Origin of the sequence: Aquamicrobium zhengzhouense (assembly GCF_016124105.1) — a bacterium.
Taxonomy (GTDB): domain Bacteria; phylum Pseudomonadota; class Alphaproteobacteria; order Rhizobiales; family Rhizobiaceae; genus Aerobium; species Aerobium zhengzhouense.
Window position 1 is genome coordinate 1 of record NZ_JADGMQ010000022.1, and the last position, 24,904, is coordinate 24,904.

The 24,904-nt window shown below is 60.3% G+C and carries 20 protein-coding genes and 1 pseudogene; 10 read left to right on the forward strand and 11 right to left on the reverse strand.

Features of this window, described 5'->3' with window-relative positions; genetic code table 11:
• Positions 1-147: 147 nt before the first annotated feature.
• A pseudogene (locus IOD40_RS18950) lies at positions 148-412 on the reverse strand (transposase); the annotation flags it as partial.
• Between the two features lie 223 nt (positions 413-635).
• Entirely contained in the window at positions 636-917 is a 282-nt protein-coding gene (locus tag IOD40_RS19885) for a hypothetical protein (protein WP_210336983.1), read from the reverse strand.
• 638 nt (positions 918-1,555) lie between these two features.
• Here IOD40_RS19885 and IOD40_RS18955 point away from each other — a divergent pair.
• The 5 genes from IOD40_RS18955 to IOD40_RS18975 all read left to right on the forward strand — a co-directional run bounded on the left by IOD40_RS18955 (position 1,556) and on the right by IOD40_RS18975 (position 7,861).
• On the forward strand, positions 1,556-3,889 hold the full coding sequence (locus tag IOD40_RS18955; RefSeq protein WP_198478271.1) for an FdhF/YdeP family oxidoreductase: 2,334 nt from the start codon (positions 1,556-1,558) through the stop codon (positions 3,887-3,889).
• 211 nt (positions 3,890-4,100) lie between these two features.
• Entirely contained in the window at positions 4,101-5,063 is a 963-nt protein-coding gene (locus IOD40_RS18960) for a Bug family tripartite tricarboxylate transporter substrate binding protein (RefSeq protein ID WP_198478272.1), read from the forward strand.
• Positions 5,064-5,116: 53 nt separating this feature from the next.
• Complete coding sequence (locus IOD40_RS18965) at positions 5,117-5,842, forward strand: RraA family protein (RefSeq protein ID WP_198478273.1); 726 nt, start codon at positions 5,117-5,119, stop codon at positions 5,840-5,842.
• A gap of 59 nt (positions 5,843-5,901) precedes the next feature.
• Positions 5,902-6,354, forward strand: a complete 453-nt coding sequence (locus IOD40_RS18970; RefSeq protein WP_198478274.1) for a tripartite tricarboxylate transporter TctB family protein — start codon at positions 5,902-5,904, stop codon at positions 6,352-6,354.
• Between the two features lie 4 nt (positions 6,355-6,358).
• Positions 6,359-7,861, forward strand: a complete 1,503-nt coding sequence (locus IOD40_RS18975; RefSeq protein ID WP_198478275.1) for a tripartite tricarboxylate transporter permease — start codon at positions 6,359-6,361, stop codon at positions 7,859-7,861.
• A gap of 64 nt (positions 7,862-7,925) precedes the next feature.
• Here IOD40_RS18975 and IOD40_RS18980 read toward each other — a convergent pair whose 3' ends face one another.
• Positions 7,926-8,813 (reverse strand): helix-turn-helix domain-containing protein, encoded by an 888-nt coding sequence (locus tag IOD40_RS18980; RefSeq protein ID WP_210336984.1) that lies wholly within the window; start codon positions 8,811-8,813, stop codon positions 7,926-7,928.
• A gap of 51 nt (positions 8,814-8,864) precedes the next feature.
• Between IOD40_RS18980 and IOD40_RS18985 the strand changes: the two genes are divergently transcribed.
• Genes IOD40_RS18985 through IOD40_RS18995 form a run of 3 tightly spaced genes read left to right on the forward strand, consistent with a single transcriptional unit; the run spans position 8,865 to position 11,298 of the window.
• A complete protein-coding gene (locus IOD40_RS18985) occupies positions 8,865-9,854 on the forward strand; it encodes a fumarylacetoacetate hydrolase family protein (protein WP_198478277.1) in 990 nt (329 codons plus the stop codon).
• Positions 9,855-9,857: 3 nt separating this feature from the next.
• On the forward strand, positions 9,858-10,487 hold the full coding sequence (locus IOD40_RS18990) for a flavin reductase family protein (RefSeq protein WP_198478278.1): 630 nt from the start codon (positions 9,858-9,860) through the stop codon (positions 10,485-10,487).
• A 4-nt stretch (positions 10,488-10,491) separates the two neighbouring features.
• Positions 10,492-11,298, forward strand: a complete 807-nt coding sequence (locus IOD40_RS18995; RefSeq protein WP_198478279.1) for a cupin domain-containing protein — start codon at positions 10,492-10,494, stop codon at positions 11,296-11,298.
• Between the two features lie 518 nt (positions 11,299-11,816).
• On the opposite strand, the gene IOD40_RS19000 is transcribed toward IOD40_RS18995, so the two are convergent.
• The 5 genes from IOD40_RS19000 to IOD40_RS19020 all read right to left on the reverse strand — a co-directional run bounded on the left by IOD40_RS19000 (position 11,817) and on the right by IOD40_RS19020 (position 18,984).
• On the reverse strand, positions 11,817-13,685 hold the full coding sequence (locus tag IOD40_RS19000; protein WP_198478280.1) for an ABC transporter ATP-binding protein: 1,869 nt from the start codon (positions 13,683-13,685) through the stop codon (positions 11,817-11,819).
• On the reverse strand, positions 13,685-14,569 hold the full coding sequence (locus IOD40_RS19005; RefSeq protein WP_198478308.1) for an ABC transporter permease: 885 nt from the start codon (positions 14,567-14,569) through the stop codon (positions 13,685-13,687). Before IOD40_RS19005 ends, IOD40_RS19000 begins: the two co-directional genes overlap by 1 nt.
• 35 nt (positions 14,570-14,604) lie before the next feature.
• Positions 14,605-15,585, reverse strand: coding sequence for an ABC transporter permease (locus IOD40_RS19010; protein WP_198478281.1), 981 nt, complete (start codon positions 15,583-15,585; stop codon positions 14,605-14,607).
• A 101-nt stretch (positions 15,586-15,686) separates the two neighbouring features.
• The gene (locus IOD40_RS19015) at positions 15,687-17,255 is read right to left on the reverse strand and encodes an ABC transporter substrate-binding protein (RefSeq protein ID WP_198478282.1); all 1,569 of its coding nucleotides are present in this window, start codon (positions 17,253-17,255) and stop codon (positions 15,687-15,689) included.
• Entirely contained in the window at positions 17,248-18,984 is a 1,737-nt protein-coding gene (locus IOD40_RS19020) for a M28 family peptidase (protein ID WP_198478283.1), read from the reverse strand. The genes IOD40_RS19015 and IOD40_RS19020 overlap by 8 nt, the downstream gene beginning before the upstream one ends.
• Before the next feature lie 160 nt (positions 18,985-19,144).
• Between IOD40_RS19020 and IOD40_RS19025 the strand changes: the two genes are divergently transcribed.
• On the forward strand, positions 19,145-19,990 hold the full coding sequence (locus IOD40_RS19025) for an N-formylglutamate amidohydrolase (protein WP_198478284.1): 846 nt from the start codon (positions 19,145-19,147) through the stop codon (positions 19,988-19,990).
• 6 nt (positions 19,991-19,996) lie between these two features.
• Entirely contained in the window at positions 19,997-20,791 is a 795-nt protein-coding gene (locus IOD40_RS19030) for an IclR family transcriptional regulator (protein WP_210336985.1), read from the forward strand.
• Between the two features lie 146 nt (positions 20,792-20,937).
• On the opposite strand, the gene tcuB is transcribed toward IOD40_RS19030, so the two are convergent.
• From tcuB to IOD40_RS19045, 3 genes are all read right to left on the reverse strand, one after another.
• On the reverse strand, positions 20,938-22,122 hold the full coding sequence (gene tcuB, locus IOD40_RS19035; protein ID WP_198478286.1) for a tricarballylate utilization 4Fe-4S protein TcuB: 1,185 nt from the start codon (positions 22,120-22,122) through the stop codon (positions 20,938-20,940).
• Between the two features lie 14 nt (positions 22,123-22,136).
• Positions 22,137-23,531: an FAD-dependent tricarballylate dehydrogenase TcuA gene (gene tcuA, locus IOD40_RS19040; RefSeq protein WP_198478287.1), complete on the reverse strand. Its 1,395-nt coding sequence runs from the start codon at positions 23,529-23,531 to the stop codon at positions 22,137-22,139.
• Between the two features lie 262 nt (positions 23,532-23,793).
• Positions 23,794-24,738 (reverse strand): LysR family transcriptional regulator, encoded by a 945-nt coding sequence (locus tag IOD40_RS19045; protein ID WP_198478288.1) that lies wholly within the window; start codon positions 24,736-24,738, stop codon positions 23,794-23,796.
• Positions 24,739-24,904 lie beyond the last annotated feature (166 nt).

Consider the following 24,904-nt stretch of genomic DNA (forward strand, 5'->3'; position numbering starts at 1 on the left):
GCCCGAACCATTTATTGGGAACGGCGTGTGCGGATCTCATCATGGCCTGGCTGCAACCGCAGCCCACTCGCGAGAGGCCGGATACATTTATGCAACTGGTATCGTCGCTCACGATGTCGCGTACCCTTGCACGGACGAGGCGGACCATACATTCTTTGACAAAAGCTCCTTCAGCGCAGCTGCTTCTAGCATCTGGTCCGCCAGCAGCTTCTTCAGCTTAGCGTTCTCATCTTCCAGGGCCTTCAGACGCTTGGCGTCGGACACGTCCATCCCGCCATACTTCGCCTTCCAATTAAACAGTGTCGCCTCGCCTGACCCCATGCTTGCGGGCCAGATCGCCTGCCTTCGCGCCCGCCTCGTGCTCGCGCAGAACCCCGATGATCTGTTCTTCCGTGAACCGCTTCCGCTTCATCTATCTGTCCTTCGATCAAAGGCCGGACTCTAATCTCAGATGGAGGAAAAACTCAGTGGCAGGTCAATACGGTCAATTCCCAAAGCTACAAAAGCAACTGCAGCTTTCACAGATCAGAGTGCTGACACCAGACACCAAGATGATCGCAGGTCCAGCAATACCGAGTAGGATGCCGAGTTCGGTGTTCGAGCCCCGCCGAAGTGGGGCTTTGATTGACGTTCTCTTATTTCTTCTGGATATTGCTGCTGGTATCTCGCTTTGCTGGTCTAGGTTTCGTATCGCCCGTCGGTACCGCGATACTGCTTCCGCGTTCTGCGCAGCCTCGTCTGGCTTGGCTATGGGTGATCTCCTGAGTACCGTCACCGTATGTCCATCTATAGCCATCGTCACAAATTACGGTATATCGCTCGTTCTTATATTCGATTGAATATGCGAAGGCCGTCGGGATTGGTGCGAGAAGAACGGTTGATGCGATTGTGACCAGGACGATGTTCTTGAAATTCATGACTGGCTCCTCCGGTTATTACAATCAGACGAACAAAAAACGCAAACCTATCGTTTTTGGACGCTGCTGCTCGTGTCTTTCTGTGCTGGTCCTGTTCTGGCCAATCCGTCCGGGACCTTGATGCTACTTCCACGTGCTTCGCAGACCTTCTTCGCGTCGTCATGTGTTATTATTTGAGAACCGTCGCCGCGCCTCCATCTGTCCCCGTTGTCACAGGTAACCGAATACTTCTTATCTTTGTAGTGGATCGTATATGCGAAAGCCGACGAGATCGGCGCGATAGAAACAGCTAGCGCGAGGGTTGCTAGAGAGATGGCCCTACAGCTCATGTCTTATTTCTGCCTTTTGAGTACAAAAATAGTGTAGTCTTTGCTTTGAACTCGTGCTGAACGCGTTGTTCAGAATGTATTCAGATTTCGGCGATAAATATTTTGAGGCAGCGCGCGTACCGGTGGACTTACCGTCATCGGGCACAGCCGAAGCAAACATCACCCAGTTGTCAAGGCACAACGGTTCGGGTGACGCCGTAACTCTGCCAAGTCCCGCGCCCTCCTCCGCCTCGCCCCTCCCCTACCTCGGAACGATCCCCCCAGGCCTCGCATTAGCAAACTGAAGCAACACTGGATCTGGAGCGCGGGATGGCTGATCGGGCACGTCACCAAACCTACACCCAACCAACGGGGGGCTGGGGGTCGATCAAATCATTGGCAAAGCATGTGACAAAGCAGGGGGCGTTTGCGGCCGCGCCCGGCTTGGTGCGTGATCACAACAAGACTGGCGGCTACATGTGCACCAGCTGCGCATGGGCAAAACCGGCCAAGCCGCATTTCGGCGAGTTTTGCGAAAACGGCGCCAAGGCGACGTTCTGGGATCTCACCCCGCGCCGCGCTGATCGCGCGTTTTTTGCCCGCCACACCCTGTCGGAGCTGCGCAAACGGGACGATTTCGCTCTCGAGAATGAAGGGCGACTGACAGAGCCGATGCGCTATGACCCGGCCAGCGACCGCTATGTGCCCGTTTCCTGGGACGAGGCATTCGCGGATATCGGAGCACGGCTGAAGGGTTATGATCGCGAAAGCGTCGTCTTCTACATGTCCGGCCGCGGCTCGCTTGAAACCTCGTTCATGTATCAGCTGCTGGCGCGGATGTATGGCAACAACAATCTGCCCGACAGCTCCAACATGTGCCACGAGACGACCTCGGTTGCGCTGCCGCAGAGCATCGGCACGCCGGTCGGCACCGTGCTGCTCGAGGATTTCGCGCAGACGGATTGCATCCTTTCCTTCGGCCAGAATGTCGGCACCAACTCGCCGCGCCTTCTTCACACGCTGGAGGAGGTGCGCGAGCGCAACGTGCCGATTGTGGTATTCAACCCGCTGCGCGAGCGCGGCTGGGAGGAGTTTCTCAATCCCCAGCATATCGGCCAGATGGTAACCAACAGTCCGGTGCAGATCGCGACGCAATATTACCAGCCGCGCGCGGGTGGCGACATTGCCGTGATGATGGGCATGGCGAAGGCCCTGCTTGCCTGGGACGACGACTCGAAGGCCGCCGGCGCAAAGCGCGTCCTCGACATTGCCTTCATCGACGAGCACACACATGGATTTGACGCGTTCGAAAGTCGCGTTCGCGCCTGCTTGTGGGAGGACATTGTCCGTGAAGCCGGAATAGCGCGCGGTGAGATCGAGGCCGCGGCGCGGACCTATGCCAATGCAAACTCCGTCATCGCCATTTACGGGATGGGGCTGACCCAGCATCGCCTTGGCGTCGACAATGTTCAGATGCTGATGAACCTTCTCTTCATGCGAGGTAATATCGGCAAGAAGGGTGCCGGCATCTGTCCGATCCGAGGCCATTCCAACGTTCAGGGCCAGCGCACCGTCGGCATTGCCGAGAAGACCGATCTGGTTCCGCTGGACCGGCTCGCGGAGCGCTACAGCTTCTCCCCGCCTCGTCAGGACGGGCTGAACACGGTCGAAGCCTGCGAGGCAATCATCGAAGGCAAAATCAGGGCCTTCATCGGCCTTGGCGGTAATTTCCTGCGCGCCATTCCCGAACGCGAATTGATGGAAGAGAGGTGGCGCGATCTGGATTTGTCCGTACAGATTGCCACCAAGCTCAACCGCACTCATCTGGTGCCCGCGAAAACGACGTATCTTCTGCCGACCCTAGTGCGCTCTGAGATCGACGAGCAGGCGACAGGGCCGCAAATCGTGACGATGGAAGATTCCACGACCCGGATCCACGCCTCGCGCGGCAAATACAAGCCTGCCAGCCCGCACCTTCGCTCCGAACCGCGTATCGTCGCCGAGATCGCCAAGGCAGCGCTTTTGCCAAACGGGCGTGTGCCGTGGGATGAATGGGTGGGCGACTATGCCCTGGTGCGTGACGAAATCGCGGCCATCTTTCCGGCAGATTTCGGGGATTTCAACGCGAGGCTCGACATTCCGGGCGGCTTCGCGCGGCCGGTCGCAGCCCGGGACCGTGCGTGGGAAACGAACACGGGTCGTGCCAATTTCAAGGTGCCGCAGGCGCTGAACGCCTCCTTCGACGAGGGAAATGATCCAGACATATTGCGGCTGATCACCCTTCGCTCGAACGACCAGTTCAACACGACGGTCTACGGTTATGACGATCGCCTTCGCGGCATTCACGGCTCGCGCATGATCGTGATGATGAACCGCAAGGATCGCGAGCGACTCGGCATCGAAAAAGACGGGACCGCAAGGTTGACCACCGCCGTTGATGACGGGATCCACCGCAGCATGGGCGGCTTTCAGGTGATCGATTACGACCTGCCCTCCGGCACGATCGCCGCCTACTACCCAGAATGCAACGCCCTCATTCCTCTCTGGCACTACTCCCAGGAAAGCAAAACGCCAGCGGCAAAGTCCGTGCCGGTGCGGATTGAGGCTGAGCGGCGGATCATACCAGGTCACCTCAAGGTCACGGCTTCTAGAGCTGCTAACTAGGCATTGGCAGGCTAGGCATTAGGTATGTCGTACTGAGGACCTCCACTTTCATCACTACCCGCGTCAAGTAAAAGAAATTTCCTCATATTCCGGCATGCGGAACGCTGTGCTGTCTTGCTGGAGAGCCTCCATCTCCTGACATAGTAGTTTACCTATCCGCCGCACTGGGAGGCCATCGCAAATGGTCCGCGGCAAATCGGGAGAGATAGCTATGTTGAAGAAATATTTGGCAAGCGCCGCGATTGGCATGATGGCGCTCGGCTTGGGCGCATCGGCTTCGTTAGCACAGACCTATCCTGACCGTCCGATCACACTGGTTGTTCCGTTCGCTGCAGGCGGCGGCACGGACATTCAGGCGCGCAAGGTTGCTGACGGCATTTCCAAGGCACTCGGCCAGCCGGTCGTTGTCGAAAACAAGCCGGGCGCAGGCAGCCTCATCGGCGTGCAGTATGCAGCCCAGCAGAAGCCGGACGGCTACACGCTGCTAATGATGTCGTCGTCCTACGTGACGAACGTCGTTCTGGGCGAAGGCAAGCCATACGATCCGGCAGCCGATTTCGAGCCGGTCACCATGGTTTCGATCTCGCCGACCGCACTCGTCGCTCACCCGAGCGTCAAGGCTGAAACGCTGCAGGAATTCATCGATCTCGCCAAGGCAGAGCCGGGCCTGATCAACTACGGCACGTTTGGCGACCGTTCGCAGCCGCATCTGTCGGCTGTGCTGTTCGGCGCTGAAGCTGGCCTTGAGATGAATGCAATTCCTTACAATGGCGGCGGCCCGGCTGTGACGGCTGTCGTCAGCGGCGAAGTCGACATGCTGATGCCGACGATCATGCTGGTTCAGCCGCATGTCGAAAGCGGCGCGCTGCGTGCGCTTGCGATCGCATCGTCGGTTCGCAGCCCGCTGGCTCCGGAAGTCCCGACCTTCGCTGAAGCTGGCTTCCCGTTCGAAATGGGTACCTGGTTCGGCATCGCAGCTCCGGCTGGCACCGATCCGGAGATCGTCAAGAAGGTTTCGGAAGCAGCCATCGGCTTCCTGACCACCGACGAAATGCGCAAGGAAATTGAAGGCGAAGGCTCGGTCCTTCTCGCACTCGACCCGGCGAAGACGAAGGCATTCATTGCCGACGAAATCGAGCGCTGGACGAAGGTCAAGGAACTCGGCCTCTTCTAAATCTGGACAATCCGGGCGGCCTCAGCCGCCCGGTCTGCTTTACGGATAGGACCATGACAGTCAGACTTACCGGCAAGATTGCCGCCGAGCGCATTGCTGCGCTGGATTTTCCGCGTCCCGACCAAGACATCATCGACGCGTTCAAGACCATCGGATGCGACACTTCGATGGTGTCGGATGTCATGGACAAGCTTGGTCTCGTCGGCGCTGTTGGCGCGTCGGACCTCGTTCCAACCATTCACGGCCAGCCGATCGTCGGCCCCGCCATCACGGTCAAGCACGAGCCGCTGCGCGGCGACGACAACCCGAACCAGCGCGCTGCCGCCGGCTTCAACGGCATGGCCGAAATGGAAGCGCACAACCTTGCCCAGCCGGGCGATGTCGTCGTCATTCAGGGCGTCGCCGGTCTGTCGAACATGGGCGGCGTCTCGTCGACCATCGCACAGCGCCAGGGCATTGTGGGTGCCATCGTTGACGGTGGTATCCGCGACCTCAACCTGTCGCGCGAAATCGGCTTCCCGAAATGGGCGACCGAAATCTCGCCGATCACCGGCAAGTGGCGCATCCAGACGACCGAGATCAACGGTCCGGTCAATGTCTGCGGCTTGCGCATCAATCCGGGCGATCTGATCGTCGCCGACGACACGGGCGTTTGCGTTGTCCCGATCGAACATGCACGCGCGGTGGCCGATGGCTGCCTCAAAATGTTCAACCTAGAGGCACGTCGTCTCGAAGCCATCGCTGCCGGCGCGCATATCGCAGACCTGCCGAAGGCCTGATTATCACGACAACGCTCGCTCCTCACCGGGGGCGGGCGTTTAGTCTTGGAGGAAATGACATGCTGCGGTTTTTGCTGCGCAGTCCTGATGGGCAAACGGCCCTGACATTTGTCGGGCTTGGCCTTGCCGTCGCTTGGGGTGCAACAAGCTACAACGTCGGAACGCCGGGCCGCATGGGACCGGGCTTCTTTCCGTTTGTCCTCGGCCTCCTTTTGGCCGCGCTCGGTCTTGGTGTCTTCCTTGCCGGCTGGTTCAAGCGCGAGCACGAAGCCTTTGGACCAACGCCGTGGCGCGCGATCATTTGCATCACCGCATCGGCCCTTATTGCCGGTGTCTTCCTCGAGCAGTTCGGACTGGCACCTGCCGTCGTCGCATCGACCTTCATCGGCGCACTGGCCGAGCCGCGCGCCAACTGGCTGCGCGTTGCCGTCGTCTCGGTCGCTCTTGTCGGCTTTGCGTGGCTTGTCTTTGTCGCCGGGCTGGATCTTCGACTGCCGCTGGTGAGGACCTGAGGCCATGGATTTCATCAATAACCTCGCGCTTGGCTTTTCCCACTCGCTGGCGCTGCACAATATTCTCTATTGCTTCATCGGTGCGCTGCTTGGCACCGCGATCGGCGTCCTGCCGGGTCTTGGGCCGCTCGCCACCATTGCGATGCTTTTGCCGCTGACCTTCAGCCTTGATCCGATTTCGGCGCTGATCATGCTCGCGGGCATCTATTATGGCGCGCAATATGGCGGCTCGACCACCGCGATCCTCGTCAATCTGCCGGGCGAAAACTCGTCGGTCGTCACCGCGATCGACGGCTACCAGATGGCGCGTCAGGGGCGTGGTGGCGCAGCGCTTGCAACCGCAGCGCTTGCCTCCGTGCTAGCAGGCGTCATCGCCACCTTCTTCATTGCCGGCTTCTCGCCGATCTTGGCTAAGGCCGCGCTGTCGTTCAAATCACCAGAATATTTCTCGCTGATGATCGTTGGCCTGTTTGCGGCGGTTATCCTTGCCAACGGCTCGATCATCAAGGCGATCGGCATGGTGGTGATCGGCCTGATCCTCGGCACGGTCGGCACGGACTTGAACAGCGGCGCCAATCGCTTCACCTTCGGGACGCTGAACCTGATGTCGGGCCTTGAATTCGTCGCCATCTCGATGGGCCTCTTTGCCTTTGCCGAGATCATGTCGAACGTGGCGCAAAAGGCCTCGGCCAAGACCGACCTGCACAAGGTCTCGCGCCTGTGGCCTTCGAAGCAGGATTTCCGGTATGGCACTCCTGCAGCGGTGCGTGGCACCTTGCTTGGTTCCGTGCTCGGCATCTTGCCTGGTGGCGGCGCGGCGCTTGCGTCTTTCTCGGCCTACTCGCTGGAAAAGAAGGTCGCGCGCGATCCGTCGCAGTTCGGCAAGGGCGCCATTCAGGGCGTTGCAGGTCCAGAAGCTGCCAACAATGCGGCGGCCCAGACCTCGTTCATCCCGATGCTAACGCTTGCGATCCCGTCCAACGGCGTCATGGCGCTGATGATGGGCGCGATGATGGTGCACAATATCGTGCCGGGCCCGATGATCCTGACGCAGAACGCGCCGATGTTCTGGGCGCTGGTCACCTCGATGCTGATCGGCAACGTGATCCTTGTTCTCCTCAACCTGCCGCTCGTCGGCCTATGGGTCAAACTGATCAGCGTGCCGTACACGGTGCTCTATCCGGCTATCTTGATGTTCTGCCTGATCGGCCTCTACGGCATCGAAAACTCGAGCTTCAACGTCTATGTCGCAGCTGTGTTCGGCCTCGTCGGCTTCATGCTGCACCGGTTGAAGTGCGAACCGGCTCCCTTGCTGCTCGGCTTCATTCTCGGCCCGCTGCTGGAAGAGAACCTGCGCCGTTCGCTGCTTTTGTCTAAGGGTGACTTCACCATCTTCGTCGATCGCCCGATCTCGCTGGCGCTTCTGCTTCTGGCTGCGGTGCTGCTTTTGTCGACGATGATGCCAAGCTTCCGCAAGAAGCGCGAAGAGGCATTCGCCGAAGACTGATCAACGGCACATTCCCGAAACGAAAAGCCCCCGTCAGCATCCGCTGCGGGGGCTTTTTCGTGACTCAGAGATAATCCAGCGGTGCGGCGTCTTCGCGGTCTAGCTCGTGATGTTCGTGCTCGCCGCGTTCGGACGTCGATGCCGCGCGCGGCATGGCGCGCAGACGTTCGAGGATTTGCTCGGACGTTGCGTGCAGATCTTCGGCAAGCTTGGCCTTGGCGTCTTCGCCAACCGCCGAGCGGAAGAATGTGATGCCGATTGTCGCCGCTACCCGCCCGGTACGGCACAGCACCGGTACTGCGATCGAGTTGGTGCGTGGCTCCGTTGCCGGGTCACGCTCGGCCCAGCCCTGACGGCGATAGATATCGATATAGGGTTCGATGAAATCGCGGCCTGCCTTGTCGAGACGGCCGAACATTCGCTCGCGCTCTTCATCCGGGCAAAAGGCAAGGTAGGCACGCCCATGCGCGCGGTGCAAAATGCTCAGCCGCCGGCTCATCGTTGAATGCGTATGGGACAGCGGGCTGCTCGACATGGTCGAATAGCGCACGACCATGTGGTCGAAATCCACCACAGCCATCGCCGCCGGCCACAGCGCCCGCTCGGTAAACGCATCGAGCGGCACGGCAGACGCCTCGACCAGCCGTGACACGCTGTTATAGCCATCGCTCAGCGCCAGAACGCGCGAGGACAAGCAATAGCCGGCATTGCGCTCCAGTCGCGTCACATAACCGCGGCTTTCCAGAACTTTCAGCATGCGCACGATGGTCGGCTTTGCATAGCCGGTGCGCGCGTGAATATCACGCAGCCGCATCGGCCCGAGGTGGTTCATCGCCTCAAGGATGGCCAAGCCCTTTTCAAGTGAGGTTTCCGCGGACATCGACACCATCAGAAAATCGGCATGTTCCAGTTTGCGGAACGTTTGCGCGTTCCGCTCCAACCTGGCCCCCATGCAGGCTAAGCAGATACGGCATATTGCGTTCAAGACAATGAGAGCATAACCATGAAGCTGGGTACCATCAATCACAACGGTCGCCGCGAACTCATCGCTGCTTATGGCGACGACAAGGCCGTATTGCTGCGCCCGCTGCTGGCCGATGCCGGCCTGCCCGACGCTGGCCTGTCGCTGAACGATTTCATCGACGCAGGCGCAGCCGCCATGGACGCTGCCCGCGCGATCCTTGCACGTACTGATCTTCCGCAAGCCGCTGTTCTTGCGGTCGAGGGCCTCGACTGGTTGCCGCCGCAGCCGCGCCCGAGCAAGATCCTTGGCGTTGCCTTCAACAACATGGGCATCCGCAACGCGGCTTTCCACGATCCGGGCGTGCCGAACTTCTTCCTCAAGGCTCCGTCGTCGCTGACGGGCCACGGCAAGCCGATCGTGATCCGCAAGGATTACGGCGAGACGATCCCCGAGCTCGAACTTGCTGGCGTCATTGGCAAGCGCCTCAAGGAGGCGACCGTCGAGGAAGCCCGCGAAGCGATCTTCGGCTTTGGCATCATCAACGACATCACCTCGCACGGCCTGAAGTTTCAGCTCGACTCGATCTCGACCGCGCGCTCGGCTGATCTGCTGCGTCCGTTCCACCTCGCATGGCGTCGCCAGCACGGCGAGGAAGACCGCGACGTGCATTATGTCTACCACGCCCGCTCCAAGGCTTCTGACACGTTCGGTCCGATGGCCCCGTGGCTGACGACCGCTGACGAGGTGGAAAACCCGAACAACCTTGCCGTCACCGGCTGGTACAATGGCGAAGTTTTTGCGCAGGATTCGACGTCGAACTACCGCTTCAAGGTTGAGGAAGTCGTTGCCGAGGCATCGCGCTACTTCACGCTGGAGCCGGGAGACATGTTCTGCTTCGGCACCTCGGCCCGCGGCAACGAAAAGTTCCCGCACGGACACCGCAGCGTCAACCTGCACGAGATGCAGGGTGAAGTCGCGATCGAGATTGCCGGCCTTGGCCGTCTCTCCAACCCCGTCATTCTGGAATAATCCATGCTGATCGATCTTCGCGATGCACCGCTGTCCGACCGCGGCTTAATGAATGCGATTGTCGCGCCGCGCCCTATCGCGTGGATCGGCAGCCAGGACGCTGATGGACGAGGCAACCTTGCCCCGTTCTCCCACTTCAACGTCGCTTCAGGCGCGCCAGCGATCATCTCGGTGTCGATGAACACGCCAGATGACCGCCCACGCAAGGATACGCTGGCGAACATTCTCGAAACCGGCGTCTTTTCAGTCAATCTGGTCAGCGAAGCCTTGCTGCCCATGATGGTGGCCACATCCGCGCCGCTCCCAAAGGGCATGGATGAAGCCGCGGAACTCGGCGTTGCAACGGAACCTTGCGACTTCATCGCCGCCCCGCGAGTGGTCCAGGCTCCTGCAACGCTCGAGTGCCGCCTTTATCGCACTATCGAGATCGACCCCGAGCGCGAAGGCGACACGCTGAGCACGCTGGTTCTCGGCCGTGTCGTCGGCATTCATCTCCTCGACGAGCATCTCGACGAGAAATCGCGCTTTGATCCCAAGCGCGCGGCGCTCGTCGCCCGCTCTGCCGGTATCCAGTACCTCACGGTCGGCGAGACCGTCGCCATCCCGGCCCCTTTCAAGCGCGCAGGAAGCTGATCCGATGGAACCGACCAAGTATTTTTACGACCTGTTCGACACAAAAGCCGCTTCTACGTCGCTTGACGGTGATGGCCTGACCGTTCGTCGCCTCGAGGCGGCGCAGCGCAGTCTCTCCCTGACCACGCCCGACACCGCCGAAGCGATCCTGATCCTGTCGCACGGCAAGGCGCAGGTGACAGGCCAGACCATTCAGGGCGAGCGCCAGCTTGCCATTGTCGCGCCCGCAACCGACATCGTGCTCGAACCCGAAACGCTTGCCTATCTCGTCGCGCCAAAGGCAAAGACGGCTCGCTTCACGAGGGCAAAGACACTCCCCGCCATCTACGACATGGATAGGTTGCAACCGCCAGCGGACAATCCGCGCCTCAAGATGCTGCAGACCGATGCGATGAGCATCAACTGGGTGCATTATCAGGGCCCGCGCGACCGCACGAAACTGTCGCCGCATTCCCATGCCGACTTCTCGCAAGGCAGCCTCGCGCTTGAAGGCAACTTCATCCATCACCTGCGCACGCCGTGGAGCAAGAACGCCAATGAATGGCGCGCGGATGTGCATGTCGATGCTGCAAGCCCGAGCCTTGCGACGATCCCACCAACGGTCGAACACACGACTGAAGGCGTCGGCGATGGCCCGCACCTGCTCGTCGATCTGTTCCACCCTGCCCGCGCCGACTACATCGCCAAGGGCTGGATGCTGAACGCGAACGACTATAAGAGCTGCGGCAAACAACGCCTGCCCGAGCGCATGGCGGGTCAATCGGCCTCACATCCCGTGGCCTTGCAAAATATGTTGCACGGTAGGGGATAGAACGGTTGCCTGATTAGGCGAGCGCTTTGGATGGGCTTTTAACCCTTTGCGGTCCCCTCCGGAGCAGCCCTACAACGGTCAGACGGCATCTCGATAGGCTTCAGGTAGGCTTGGACAAGGGGAATAATGGCAGCAGGGCATCGCGTCCGCACATGCGCGGCGGTGTGCGCGCTTGTGTGGAAGGGAACGCCGGCGAGGATTGCAGCACTCGCGTAGGATCAAGCGCGGGAGCCTTGTCTGAGGCTCTGGTCAGGTCTCGGAACGACGGGCATTCATCGCTGGACTGATGGCTGATGGGGCGGCCATAAGGTCGCAATGCTCGCCGCGGTTAAGGTTTGGGGATAAGGTTCACCGAACAGGGTATGCGTTTTCGCGCTGGCCCTTCCGGGGCCAGACGCCGGGCTTCTAGCTGATCGAAGTCATTATCGATAAGGCCAGGCGCGGCCGGGCCTTGCCAATGAAGGGCTTTCGCTGCCTGATCGACATGTTGCCCGCCTTAGGACCCACCCGAATTTCACTCATGGACGGGTCCGTTTTATAGGTCCGACAGAGACAGCTGCGTCTTTCATCACCAGGTGGCCCGGGGAGACTTCTGCGTAGTCACGTTGAGGTGGGACGAAATTGATCGGGCGAATGGGGCTCTTGATCTCGTCGTTGGACAGACCGTTTCGGATGTTGCGTCGTTCAGGATCCGAAATCGGCACAGCCGAAATCAGCTTTTTCGTATAAGGATGCTGCGGATCGCTAAACACGCGGTCGCGGGGGCCAATCTCGACGATCTCACCGAGATACATCACGGCTACGCGATGGCTCACCCTCTCCACCACTGCCATGTCGTGGCTGATGAATAGGTAGGACAGGCCAAGACGCTCCTGGAGTTCGAGCAACAGGTTAACCACCTGCGCCTTCACCGACACATCGAGTGCGGAGACGCTTTCGTCGGCGACGATCAGCTTGGGGTCGAGGATCAGTGCACGAGCGAGCGATATACGCTGGCGCTGACCACCCGAAAACTCGTGCGGAAGACGGTTTAGCATGTCGGCACGCAGACCAACGCGCTCGAGAAGGTCGGCCGCCTTGTCGCGTGCCTGAGAACGCGTTCCCATGCGGTGGGCGAGGAAGGGTTCGGTAATGGCCTCGCCGATGGTCATGCGCGCATTGAGGCTGGCGACCGGGTCCTGGAATATCATCTGAACTTGCTTGCGCATCTGGCGTAGCCCGTTGCGGTTCAGCGCAGACATCTCGGTGCCTTCGACAATGATCTGACCGGATGATGGCTGGGTCAGGCGCATGATCGAGCGTCCGGTGGTTGATTTGCCGCAGCCGGACTCGCCTACGAGCGACAAGGTTTCACCGGGGCGCAAGTCGAAAGAGACGTTTTCGACGGCATGAACCCTGCCGGTCAGCCCGCCAAAAGTCCCACCCTTGATGTCGAAGCGGGTCACGAGGTTGCGCACTTCCAGAATAGGCTTGGCGGCCGGATCGACCGTCGGTACGGACGCGGGCACCGGTTCCGCCAAACCCGTTTTCTTGCTCACAACCGGAAAACGAAGAGGGTCTTGTAGACCGCGCATGCTGCCAAGACGCGGTACAGCAGCCAGCAGCGCCCGCGTATAGGGAGCTTGCGGTGAAGAAAAGATCTGCGATGTCGGCCCTTCTTCAACCGCGTTGCCGTGATACATCACGACAGTGCGGTCAGAGATCTCGGCGACGACGCCCATGTCGTGTGTGATGAACATCACAGACATGTCGTCCTGATCCTGCAACTCCTTGATCAGCTCGAGGATTTGCGCCTGAATGGTGACGTCAAGCGCCGTAGTGGGCTCGTCGGCAATCAGCAGGCGCGGCTTGCAGGCCAAAGCGATCGCTATCATCACCCGCTGGCGCATGCCGCCAGAAAATTGATGAGCATAATCATCGAGGCGCGACGCGGCAGATGGAATTCGCACACGGTCCAATAGCCTGACCGCTTCCTTGCGGGCCTGGGCGGCAGAAAAGCCCCGATGGCGGCGCAAGGTCTCCACCATGTGGAAACCAACGGTGTAGACCGGGTTCAGGCTGCTTTCCTGAAAAATCATCGCAATGCGATTGCCACGGATCTTGCGCATCTCGGCATCGGGCAGCGCCAAAAGGTCATTTCCTTCGAAAAGGATCTGGCCTTCGATGCGGCTTGTCGACCTTGGCAGGAGTTGCATGATCGACATGGCGGTCACGCTCTTTCCCGAGCCACTTTCACCGACCACCGCGACTGTCTCACTGCGGCCGATGTCGAACGAGATGTCTCGCAGCACCGGCGTCCAGAGCCCATCTTGCTGGAAGGATGTTGTCAGATTGCGGACAGCCAGAAGCGGCCCGGCTTCCGCGCGTAACGAAACGTGGCCAGTCATTATGCCTGTCCTCGCGGGTTGAAGGTTTCACGCAGGTGGTCGCCCACCATGTTGATGGCCACGATGGTGATCAGAAGCGCAATGCCGGGGTAGAAACTCATCCAGTACTGGCCCGAAAGCATGTATTGGTAGCCATTGGAGATAAGCAGCCCAAGGCTCGGTTCGGTTACAGGTACGCCAAGGCCAAGGAACGAAAGGGTCGCTTCAAGGGCGATGGCGCGCGCGATCTGTACGGTGCCGATAACGATCAGCGGGCTAAGGCTGTTTGGGAGCAGATGCCTGAGGAGAACCCGCCAGGTTGGCACACCAAGGCAAACCGCAGCTTCGATATATTCGCGGCGCGTCTCGACAAGCGCAGAGCCTCTTGCCGTGCGCGCATAGGTCGCCCACTCCACGATCACCAGCGCAAGCACGACGTTTGCCACGCCCTTGCCCAGGAAGGCCAGGATCATCAGCGCAACGAGGATGGAGGGGAAGGAGAGCTGCAGATCTACAATCCGCATGATCAGGCTCTCGGTGCGGCCCCCGGTATAGGCAGCGATTAGCCCGATTGTAGCTCCGATCAAGGCGGCCGTAATCGCCGACACGATCCCGACAAATAGCGAGATGCGCAGTCCGTACATGATTGCGGAGAGCATGTCGCGGCCCTGACCGTCCGTGCCGAGCATGTAGACCAAGTCGCGACCGAGTGCTTCGCTCCCTGGTGGCAGCAGCCCGTCCATGATGTCGAGTTGCAAAAGGTCGTAGGGGTTCTGCGGCGCGAGGAACGGGGCCGACAGCGCTACGAGTAAAATAATTGACAGGACGATGAGCGCTAACAGCGCTGCAGGAGCGCGGCGGAAGCTGCGCATCAGTGTCTTGAACGAGCCGGCCCTGACCGGCATTGCCACCGGTCCGGCTTGAAAATCCGTATCCGACATTATTTGGTCCCCCGCGCGCTCAACCGGACCCTCGGGTCGAGGAAGGCGTAAAGAATGTCGACGATCAGGTTGATGCAGACGAACATCAGGACGATCAGCATCAGGTAGGCGACGATGATCGGGCGATCGAGAACGTTGATGCTGTCGATGATCAGCTTGCCCATGCCAGGCCATGCGAAAATGGTCTCGGTGACGACGGAGAAGGCGATCAACGAGCCGAATTCCAGGCCAATGATGGTCACCACCGGGATCATGATGTTCTTGAGAACATGAACCCAGATGACGCGCTTCTCGGTCAGGCCTCTTGCACGGGCGTAGCGGATATAGTCCTGGGGCAGCACTTCCTGCACACCGGCTCGGGTGAGACGCATCACCAACGAAACCTTGAAAAGGGACAGGTTGATTGCGGGCAACAGCAGATGGCTCAGGCCGTCGCGCGTCAGGAAGGACCACTGGACGCCGAGGAACTCGGCGGTGTCACCTCGCCCACTTGCCGGAACCCAGCCCAACTGCACCGAGAACACCATGATAAGCATCAGGCCGACCCAGAAAGTGGGCAACGAGAAGCCAAGGATCGATCCCGTCATGAGGAGCTTTGCCGGCCAGCGATCCGCGCGAAGGCCAGCGTAGAGGCCGAGCGGAATGCCGATCACAATGGCCATCAGCATCGCGGCTAGCGCCAGTTCGATCGTTGCGGGCAAGCGTTGCAGGATCACACCGAGTGCCGGCGCACCGTAGACATAGCTGGTGCCGAGATCACCGCGAAACAAATTGCGCAGGAAGTCGAGATATTGAGCCCATAGCGGCTTGTCGAGGCCCAGATATTCAATGGCCCGCAGCCGTTCTGCCTGGCTCGCGTCCGGCGGGATCAATATGTCTACCGGATTGCCAATGACGTTGACGCCGATGAAGACAATGATCGACATGGCCGCGATAACCAGGCAGGCCTGGAAAAGTCGTTCGAACAACCATCGCAACATTTGAATCTCTTTCTGTCCGGCGCGAGGCGAGCTTTTAAGCGCAGCCACACGCAGCGCGAGGCGCAGCCGCCGGTCCGGCGGCTGCGCTCAAGGCGTCGGTCTTAGTTGGAGCGGATGTTCCGGATCATGGTGAAGCCGTCACCACGCGGCTCCTCCATGACTAGATCGGAGCGCAGGCCCCAGCTCGACGTCAGGAACATGATGTTCAGCATGGCGTGTTCCTCGACTGCCTTGGCCGCGATGCCCTGAAGCAGCTTTTCACGCTCATCCATATCGAAGGCAACACCTGCTTCCTTGATCATCTGGTCGATTTCAGGATTGGAGTGCTTCATCCGATTGTTCGAACCAGTGCCCGCCTTCGGGTCGTTCGTCTGGATCAGAGCGACGTAGAAGTTCATCGGGCTGCCGGTCGGGGTCGCGTAACCGGCCATCATTGCCGAGAACTCCGAACCGTTCTCATTGCCGGTGCCGCGACGGAAAAACACCGAAGCCGGCATCGCGTCTACGGTCGTGCGAACACCGACCGAAGTGAACATCGATGCAAGTGCCTGGCAGGTCTGCGCGTCGCCTGAGAAGCGATCATTGTAGCACGCCAGAGTCATGTTGAAGCCATCCGGGTACCCAGCTTCTGCCAGCAGTTCGCGGGCCTTGGCCGGATTATACTCCGGAGCCGAGATGGAGACGTTGTAACCGGAGAAGCCATCGGGCGAATACTGATTGGTCGGCACGGCGCCGCCCTGCATGATGCGCTGTGCGATGCCCTCGCGGTTGATCGACAGGTCAAGCGCCTGAACGACCTTCGGATCCTTGAACGGGTTGCTCTCAAGAGGCTTGCCCGCACTGTCTGTGACCTGAGGGGTCACGTCGCGCGCGCGGTCGAGTGCCAGATAGACCGTGAAGACGGACGGCGCTTCAACCAGCTGAGCACGTTCACGAATCTGGCCCGAGAAGTTGCCTGGAATGTTGTCGATGACGTCAACGTCACCGGCGAGCAAGGCTGCGACGCGGGCGCTGTCATTGGGAATAAAGCGATAGGTCACCTTCTCCCACTCCGGAAGGTTCTCACCCCACCAATTGTCGTTTCGCTCGAGCCTTACGTCCTGTCCCGGCGTCCAGCTGACCCATTTGTAAGGGCCCGTACCAATTGCGGCCGACCCGCCGTTGAAATCATCGGCGGTCGCGTCCTTGGCCGCGATGTGGGAAACCATGCCGATCGATGTCAGGTTCTCGGGCAGGAAAGACGTCTCCACCTTGGTGGTAATGCGCACGGTCAGCGGATCCACCGCCTCGATGCTCTCAATATCCTTGAGATATGAGCGGTAGGTGCGTGCGCCTTCGATGGTCAGACCGCGCTCGATCGAGAACACCACGTCATCAGCGGTGAATGGCTGGCCATTGGCGAACTTGACGCCCTCGCGCAGGTGAATGAGCCAAACCTTGGGCTCGACTGCCTCCCAGGACGTCGCCAGCCATGGCTGCGGCTTCAGGTACTGGTCCTGATAGAGGAGCGGCTCGTAAACCTGCAGCTGAACGTTGCGGTTTGGAGAATAGAGCTGGTGCGGATCGGCGGCATCGACCGACGCCTTGATCGCAATCGTGAGATCTTGCGCCAGAACAGGAGCCGAAAGGCAGAGCGCAAGGGCGGTGGCAAGGCAGGCGGGTTTAAGCATGGGTTTCGATATCCTCATTTGAGCCCATTCTAAAGTGTGAAAGTGAGGCAATTGACGCCGTCGCCTGCGCCAAATTGTATTCGAGCCGATTCAGGGCGCGCTGCGCATCGACCCGGGCGAAACGGGTTGCGTCAGCCTCCTCGCTTGCGGCTTTTTGCTCGGCGGCCAGGCGCCGCAGCGGTTCCAGCACAGGCCATGGCACGGTCGGTAGCGCGGGGAGATGGCTGAAACGATCGCCATTGCCGTAATCAAGCGGGACGAGCCAACGCGACAGCTCCATAAGCGCAGCGTTGACGATCGGCGCATGCCCCGCTCGCGTCAGGTCCTGCAGCTGATTTCGTAGCGTTTCCACCGCGGTTGCGGCGATGGCGAGATCGAGGGACCCTTCCAGGTTTTGCTGAAGACCCGCAATTTGCGCGGCTAGGTCCGCAAGCGTTTCATCATGGGAGATCGGCAGGATCTCGTCGCAAAGCAACGCCTCAAGACATCCAAAAAGGATGCGAGCGTCGCGCGCGAGAAATTCCGGATTGATCTTGTCAATGAGATCGTGCGGGGTGTGCCACCACCAGCCGAGCGCGTTGCGCATGCCGGGAACCGATGATTCCTGGCGGCTCAGGGACCCAAACATTGACGGTACGCCCAGCGACTGCAGGGAATCGTCAGCAGAACGAACCTTGCGGTTACCGGCCAGCTCCTGCCCGGTTTGGGAGAGAATAACGCGGTGGGCGAGCGGTCGAAGCGCGCCCATAACCCCGGTGCCTGTCAACGAGGTGAAATCCAGCCCTCCGGGGCTGTCGATGTTCACATGGGCAACACAACGCTTGTCGAGCTCGCGCCAGTGGTTATCCACATACCAGGCCGAGCCGGAATAGCGGCCCTGTGAGTGGCCGGACCAGATGCAGATGCGCAGCCCCCGCTTCCAGCTCTTGTGAAGCTTCACGAGATTGCGCGCGACTTCAATGATCGCGACATTGGCGCTGCCATTGTCCATGACGCCGTAGTGCCATGTGTCGTGATGACCGGAAAACAACACGAAGGGCTCGTCTTCTTCGGTCGAGCCAGAGGCGGAAGATAACTCAGCCACCAACAGCGGGGTTTCCCGCCAGCCAGTATCGACTTCCGCAAATATGGTCGCCTCGACGCCGCCCTCGCGCGCCAGATCACTCCGGACTGCGGCTCCATCTGCTGCGGAGACGGTTACGACAGGCACCTTCGGAAGCTGTCCAACCGTTTCCAGCGATGGATTTCCCCAGACCGGAGACAAACACATTTCGTGAAGATGCTCATGCGGACTGACGTGAATGACGCCAGCAGCCCCGGCGCGGGTTGCGCGCAAGGCGACTACGGGGCTTGCAATCCCGTCCACGAGCAGGATGCGTCCGCGCAGGTCTTCGCGCGCAAAGGCAGCAGCATCACCGCGCCCGAGGTCGATAAGCATACCGCAAATACCGTCTGGTCCCGTTGCGGCTGCCATTGAATGGGTAATGCAGGTGAGCGCTTGGCCCGCAACAGTGCAGGAAGCATTGCCGGGAAGGCTGATATAGGCGTCGTGCGAGAGCACGTTGCAGCTGAAACCAGCCTCGCGCAGACGGGCTTCGATCACAGCGAGGCTTTCGCGCTCCCCGACCGTGCCAGCATGTTTCGTATGACGGGCCAGCTCCGCAAGGTCCGCCATCATCCGTGACGGCTGAACATTGATTTCGTCGCCGGAAGTCCGGTTGGCATTCATCAAATTCGTCCCTCTGGCCGCGTTGGCGACCTCTATGTCACTTCCCCTGACGTGTTTTTCGATATATGTCAATTCCTACATTACGACGTCACGCCTGTCGTGACAGACGAAGCCCGGAAGGGGCCTGCCTGGTCCGGGCGCAACATGTCAAGGAATGAAAATGAGCGGCACCTACGACATCATCGAAGCAGAAGGTACGGCACTGCCGATCCTCTATGACTCACCTCACAGCGGTACGCAGCGGCCGGCAGACTGGGCTCCGCTTGCAAGCGATGCCGACCTCGCGACCAGCTGGGATGCCTGGGTGGATGAGTTGTTTGCAGCAGCACCCAGGCATGGAGCCACCTTGCTGCGGGCGCATTTCCCGCGCTCCTTCATCGATCTCAATCGGGCACGCGACGATATCGATCCGGCGCTAATCGAGGGCGACCTCCCCTTCCCTCTGCGCCCCACGCGCAAGAGCGAAGTCGGAATGGGGCTGTTGCGGCGCCTGGCGTTGCCGGGGGTTGAAAACTACGATCGTCCATTGCCGGCAGCGACCGTGCTGCGTTGGATCGAGACCTATTACGACAGCTACCACGATGCGCTACGTGCGCGGATCGAGGCCATGCATGCAGTCCATGGGCTTGTCAGGCATATTGATTGCCACTCGATGAAATCCGTCGGCAATGCCATGAATGACGACGCCGGATGCGCCCGGCCCGACTTCGTCATCAGCGACCGCGACGGGGAAACCTCCGATCCTGCCTTCACTGCATTAGTTGCCGACGCGTTTCGTGATCTCGGCTACAGCGCGCAGATCAATGATCCCTACAAGGGTGCACACCTCGTCGCGCATTATGGCGATCCAGCGCGCAACATCTTCAGCGTCCAGATTGAGGTCAATCGCGGCATTTACATGCACGAGAAGGCGCTGGAAAAATCTGGACGTTTCGCTCAGGTTCAGGCAGACATCGGCACCGTGATCGCGCGGATCTCCGCGTTGGTGAGACAGGAACTCGCATAATCGGGGATGAAGATGGGATCCGAGGAGCCGGACGGTTCAGCCTACCATATCGAGGCCGTTGACTTCGCCGTCCGCGTTCTGACGACCATTGCGGCAGAAGCCGATTTGTCGATGGCAGAGATTGCCCGGCGAACGGGCGTCAGCCGCCAACGCATCCTTCGCATGCTGCGCACGCTTGAATCATCGCAGATGATCGTGCGCAGCGGTGAAGGAAAGTCCTATCGCCTTGGCTATCGGGCGCTCCTGATTGGCGAGAGCGCCCATGCCCAATCGGATGTGCTCAGCAGAGCCAAGCCGATCATGCACCGCCTCGGCGAGGCCGTACAAGAGACGGTGCAGCTTCGCATCCGCCATGGCGACGAGACGGTGTGTATTGCAAGATGGGAGCCACCGCGGGACGTTCGCGTCCACGCGGTTGTCGGCCGCCGCCGTCCGCTGCACGTTGGCTCCGGAAAGGTGTTCCTGGCGTTCATGCCGCAAGAAGAGCAGGAACGTTATATGGGCGGCGAACTGGCAAGCTTTACACCGCGTACGCCGACCGATCCGGTTTTGCTGCGTGAGCGGTTGCGAGAGCTGCGCGAGGAAAAGTTCCATATAAGTCGCGGCGAACTCAGCGAAGATCTTATCGCCGTTGCCGCGCCGATCTTCGGGGCCGGCGGGGCGGTCGTCGCCGCTTTGACGGTGGGCGCACCCGCTGCCCGTGTCGATGACGACGACATTGCTGCCATCAAGGAAGCCGTCTGCTCGTCTGCCCTAGACCTGTCCCGCCAAATGGGCTTCCGTGACACGTCCGCCTTCTGATCTTCTAGCCTTGCTCTCTCGCTAGTTGGTCAAGTCGGTAGCCTTCGGGTATTCCAGAGCCAGGTCCGTCTGCTGAGCGCTCCCGTTTGGTTGCTTTGCTTCAGACACCCGCCCCGCCATCTCCGGCGTTGCGGGTGTCGCCTTTTTCAGTCAGATCCGGCCTGGATCGGATTTGGTAACCGCTTCTCTATCGCATGCTTCAGCAGAGCGGCCGTGCGGTAGAATCCATGGGCGAATTTGCCGTAGGGGATCGTCAGGAACAGGCCCATTACGAAGCCGAGATGGAGGGCGAGAAGAAGCGGCATGCCGGAGGTCTCGCGTAGTGCCAGCAAGGCGAGGCCTGTCAGGCTGATGAAGAACAGCAGAGCGATGAAGCCGCGGTCCATCGACTTCTGCCGCTCGTCGATCTGGAGGTCGTTGCGGCGGAGGTTCAGCCAATAGAGGCCGATCGGTCCTGCAATCAGTCCAAGACCGCCCAGCGTGCCAAGCAGGACCGGCAGGCTGAGGACGGGATATGGCGCCTCAATGCCCCACGCATAGTGATAGAGCGTTGCCACCGACGTCGATGCGAAGCACAGCATGAACCCGTAGAAGGTCAGGTGGTGGAAGCGCCGCCGCCACAATGTGAAGGCGTCGTCTTCGTTATTGCAACCTTCGCCATGGCCGCCATCCAGGTACCTGAGCGTCAGCACTGACGTGGCCGCTTCCCCGATCGCAGCCGGATTGGCAAGGGTTTCCTGCGGAGCCGATACCTCCCGCCAGAAGCGGACAAGGCCAACACCGAGCGCGACGAGCACCCAGGCGGCGGTGGTGCCGAACAGAAGCACCAGCGTGTTGTGCGGGAACACAGCATAGAAGTCCGCGTCGAGGCCCGGTACGAACAGGCGTCCCTGGCTGGCGATAGCGATCATCAGGAAGAGTGCCATGCCGAAGCTCACCGCCATCGCGACGGCAAGCCCGTTGCGGCAATAGAGCTGACCGAAGGCCTTCGGGAACGCATACTCCACGTAGGTGTCGCGGCGCACCCGGGCCAGTGCCTTGGGCAGGTTTACGCCAAACTCGTGCGGCGGCGCATACTGGCAGGCATAGAGGCAGGCCGAACAATTGTGGCAGAGGTTGGCGAGGTAGTGGGCATCCGCCAGATTGAAGTCGAGCCGCCGCGTCATCGCCGAAAAGACGGGGCAGAAGCTTTCGCAATACCGACAGGCGTTGCAGATGTGCAGGATGCGATCCACCTCGGCGGCGTTGGCATCGGCCTCGCGGACTTCCGCTATCGGGACCGGTGCGCCCCGGGCAGCGACCGGAGCTTCTGTAGTTTCACAAGCATTCATGAAGGCATTCCTGATCAGGATTTGTTGAGAGCTGCTGCTGCGGCACCGGATCCGGCAATCCTGCCGAACGTCGTTCCGATCGACATGCCGACACCGGCCGTGTAGCCCTTGCCGAGGACGTTCCCGGCCATCATCTCGCCCGCCACGAAAAGGTTGGGGCTCGGACGATCCTCGAACCGCACTGCGGCCGAGCGGTCAGTCTTGAGGGACAGGTAAGTAAAGGTGATGCCGGGGCGTAGTGCGTAGGCATAGAACGGCGGCTTGTCGATTGGACGCGCCCAGTGGCTTTTAGACGGGGTGAGACCTTCCGTCCGGCAGTCGTCCTGGATGGTGTGGTCGAACGTTCCCTGGTGACAGGCCGCATTATAGGCGTTGAGCGTCTGCATGAACGTATCCACCGGAAGCCCGATCTTCTGCGCCAGTTCGGGCAGTGTGTTCGCAGTGATTCCGGGGAACACCGGCGGCATGTACCGGCCAATGACTTTCTGGTCGATGAGCGAATAGGCAATCTGACCTGGCTGCCCGGCAACGAGAAGGCCCCAGATGGCGTAGCGCTTGGGCCAGAAATCCTCACCCTCGTCATAGAACCGCTCGCCATCGCGGTTCACCACCACGCCGAGCGGCACGCAGTCGATGCGGGTACAGATGCCGCCATCATAAATCGGGGCGCGCGCGTCGATAGCCACGCAATGGCCCTGCGACGGATCCCCGATCATGTCCGCTCCCTGGTTCATCATGAACTTGAGAAGCACGCCCTGATTGAAACGGGTGCCACGGATCAGGAAGTTCTCTGCCGGCCACTCGCCCCTCTCATTTTGTCCCCAGGCCTCGCGAAGCCATTCGCGATTGGACTCAAAGCCGCCGGCGGCGAGAACCGCCGACCTTGCCTCGATCCGTTCTCCGGACTCGGTAATGGCCGCAACAAAGCGATTGCCGTCGAACACCAGTTCCTTCACCGGGGTTTCGTAGCGGACCTGGACGCCAAGCTTCTCTGCGCTGCGGTAGTAAGCATTGACCAGCGCCTTGCCGCCGCCCATGAAGAACGCGTTGGTTCGGGCGACGTGAAGCGTGCCCGCCAGCGCCGGCTGGAACCGAACGCCATGCTTGCGCATCCAGTCGCGGCAGGTGGCGGTGGTCCGGATCACGAGGCGTGCGAGCTCCTCATTGGTTTTGCCACCGGTTACCTTCAGCAAATCCTGCCAGAATTCCTCTTCCGAATAAGCGTCGACGAGGACGTCCTGTGGCGTGTCATGCATGCAGCGCAGATTTCTGGTGTGCTGCGAGTTGCCGCCGCGCCATTCCCGAGGAGCCGCCTCGAGCATCAGGACGGAAGCGCCGGCCTCCCGCGCGGTAAGGGCCGCGCAGAGTGCCGCGTTCCCTCCTCCGATGACCAGCACGTCAATCGACATGTAAACTCCCTGAAGATGTGTCCTTCACTCTCCTCTAAGGAAATCCCGGAAGTCCGCCATCATCAAAAGATGAAGAGCCCCTCTCGAATCAAGAAGACCCCGGAAGCGACACGGCCCGCATTCCTGTTGGGGGGCCACGCCTCCCTGCGCAGAGATCCGATCTATCGGCATGCATAAACGTTTGCCCTCACTTTCGGAGAGCAATGGAGGCCGTGCTTCGCCCGAAAGGCGGTGGCACGCACGATCTAGGCGGCGCGAAAGTCTATACGCTTTCGTGCAGCACGGCACCGAGCCAGCGGCCGTCACGGACGAGCTTTGCCACCACCTTGCGAAGTTGGGCACGCAGCGCCAGGGCAGCTGGTGCGAGCTCATGGTCGGGCAGGCTTACCAGCACGTTGCTGCGCCGGACTTCCGAAGTGGTGAGTGGGACGAACGCCAGCTTCTTGGCGGGAGCGCGCGTAAGAGCAGCTCCAGGCTGGATGGTGACGCCGAGACCGGCGGACACGACCTCCATGATGACCGCCAGTGAATCTATCTCCATCTGTATCTCCGGACGGCACTCAGCGTTCGCAAATGCTCTGTCGAGGCTGTCTCGCAGGCCATGTCCTCGGCTCGGGAGAATGACGGGCAAAGAAGCAATCTGCCGGAGCGAGAGATCGCCTGTACCTGCCGCGATATTCGCTTGCTGCAATAATTCGCTGCGTCCGATCAGAAAGAGCGTCTCATCGAGAAGCGGCGTCATATCTCGGCTGGCGGAGCTGTTGTCAGGACCGAACAGAACCGCGAGGTCGATCTGCCTCGCCTTCAGCATGCCCGACAGGTGACCGGACATGCCCTCGACGAGCTGCAATCGGATATCCGGGTAGCGCCTGTTCATTGCCTGGATAAGCGGTAGCGCCAGGATCGAGGACGTCGTCGGTGCCAGACCAAGGGAGACAACACCGGTAAGTCTCGCTCCTTGGGCGGCTTCGACTGCAGCATCGATATGCCTCAGCGCGAGAGTTGCGTGCTGGCAGAAGAGTGTGCCAGCTTCGGTCGGGGTTACCCCTGAGGCACTCCGCACAAGAATGCGGGTCGATAATTCACTCTCGAGCCGGCTGATCTGTTGGCTGAGCGCCGAAGTCGCCACGCCAAGCTGCGCGGCGGCCTTGCCAAGGCTTCCGCACTCCACCGCTGACAGCAGGTATTTTAGTTGGCGCAATTCCATAGGCACTCTCTCGCAGTTGTGTCTGCCAGTCACCCTCGTTTTGCCGCATGGCCAGGTTGCCTATTCGGACGGCGGCTCAACGCTAGGCGCGCTACTGGGGCCGTGGCGAAGATGGGAGATCTCCCTTTAGGCCGAAGAAGTTAAGAGCACTCTTACCTCCATTAGT

Bases quoted from the DNA above. Each gene is read 5' to 3' on its own strand.
- IOD40_RS19005 (WP_198478308.1), bottom strand. From the start codon at position 14,569: ATGCCGGTCAGGGCCGGCTCGTTCAAGACACTGATGCGCAGCTTCCGC.
- IOD40_RS18980 (WP_210336984.1), bottom strand. From the start codon at position 8,813: ATGGGGGCCAGGTTGGAGCGGAACGCGCAAACGTTCCGCAAACTGGAA.
- IOD40_RS19010 (WP_198478281.1), bottom strand. From the start codon at position 15,585: ATGTTGCGATGGTTGTTCGAACGACTTTTCCAGGCCTGCCTGGTTATC.
- tcuA (WP_198478287.1), bottom strand. From the start codon at position 23,531: ATGTCGATTGACGTGCTGGTCATCGGAGGAGGGAACGCGGCACTCTGC.
- IOD40_RS19025 (WP_198478284.1), top strand. From the start codon at position 19,145: ATGAGCGGCACCTACGACATCATCGAAGCAGAAGGTACGGCACTGCCG.
- IOD40_RS19020 (WP_198478283.1), bottom strand. From the start codon at position 18,984: ATGAATGCCAACCGGACTTCCGGCGACGAAATCAATGTTCAGCCGTCA.
- IOD40_RS18995 (WP_198478279.1), top strand. From the start codon at position 10,492: ATGGAACCGACCAAGTATTTTTACGACCTGTTCGACACAAAAGCCGCT.
- IOD40_RS19015 (WP_198478282.1), bottom strand. From the start codon at position 17,255: ATGCTTAAACCCGCCTGCCTTGCCACCGCCCTTGCGCTCTGCCTTTCG.
- IOD40_RS18955 (WP_198478271.1), top strand. From the start codon at position 1,556: ATGGCTGATCGGGCACGTCACCAAACCTACACCCAACCAACGGGGGGC.
- IOD40_RS18990 (WP_198478278.1), top strand. From the start codon at position 9,858: ATGCTGATCGATCTTCGCGATGCACCGCTGTCCGACCGCGGCTTAATG.
- IOD40_RS18970 (WP_198478274.1), top strand. From the start codon at position 5,902: ATGCTGCGGTTTTTGCTGCGCAGTCCTGATGGGCAAACGGCCCTGACA.
- IOD40_RS18985 (WP_198478277.1), top strand. From the start codon at position 8,865: ATGAAGCTGGGTACCATCAATCACAACGGTCGCCGCGAACTCATCGCT.
- IOD40_RS19885 (WP_210336983.1), bottom strand. From the start codon at position 917: ATGAATTTCAAGAACATCGTCCTGGTCACAATCGCATCAACCGTTCTT.
- IOD40_RS18965 (WP_198478273.1), top strand. From the start codon at position 5,117: ATGACAGTCAGACTTACCGGCAAGATTGCCGCCGAGCGCATTGCTGCG.
- IOD40_RS18960 (WP_198478272.1), top strand. From the start codon at position 4,101: ATGTTGAAGAAATATTTGGCAAGCGCCGCGATTGGCATGATGGCGCTC.
- IOD40_RS19045 (WP_198478288.1), bottom strand. From the start codon at position 24,738: ATGGAATTGCGCCAACTAAAATACCTGCTGTCAGCGGTGGAGTGCGGA.
- IOD40_RS19030 (WP_210336985.1), top strand. From the start codon at position 19,997: ATGAAGATGGGATCCGAGGAGCCGGACGGTTCAGCCTACCATATCGAG.
- IOD40_RS19000 (WP_198478280.1), bottom strand. From the start codon at position 13,685: ATGACTGGCCACGTTTCGTTACGCGCGGAAGCCGGGCCGCTTCTGGCT.
- tcuB (WP_198478286.1), bottom strand. From the start codon at position 22,122: ATGAATGCTTGTGAAACTACAGAAGCTCCGGTCGCTGCCCGGGGCGCA.
- IOD40_RS18975 (WP_198478275.1), top strand. From the start codon at position 6,359: ATGGATTTCATCAATAACCTCGCGCTTGGCTTTTCCCACTCGCTGGCG.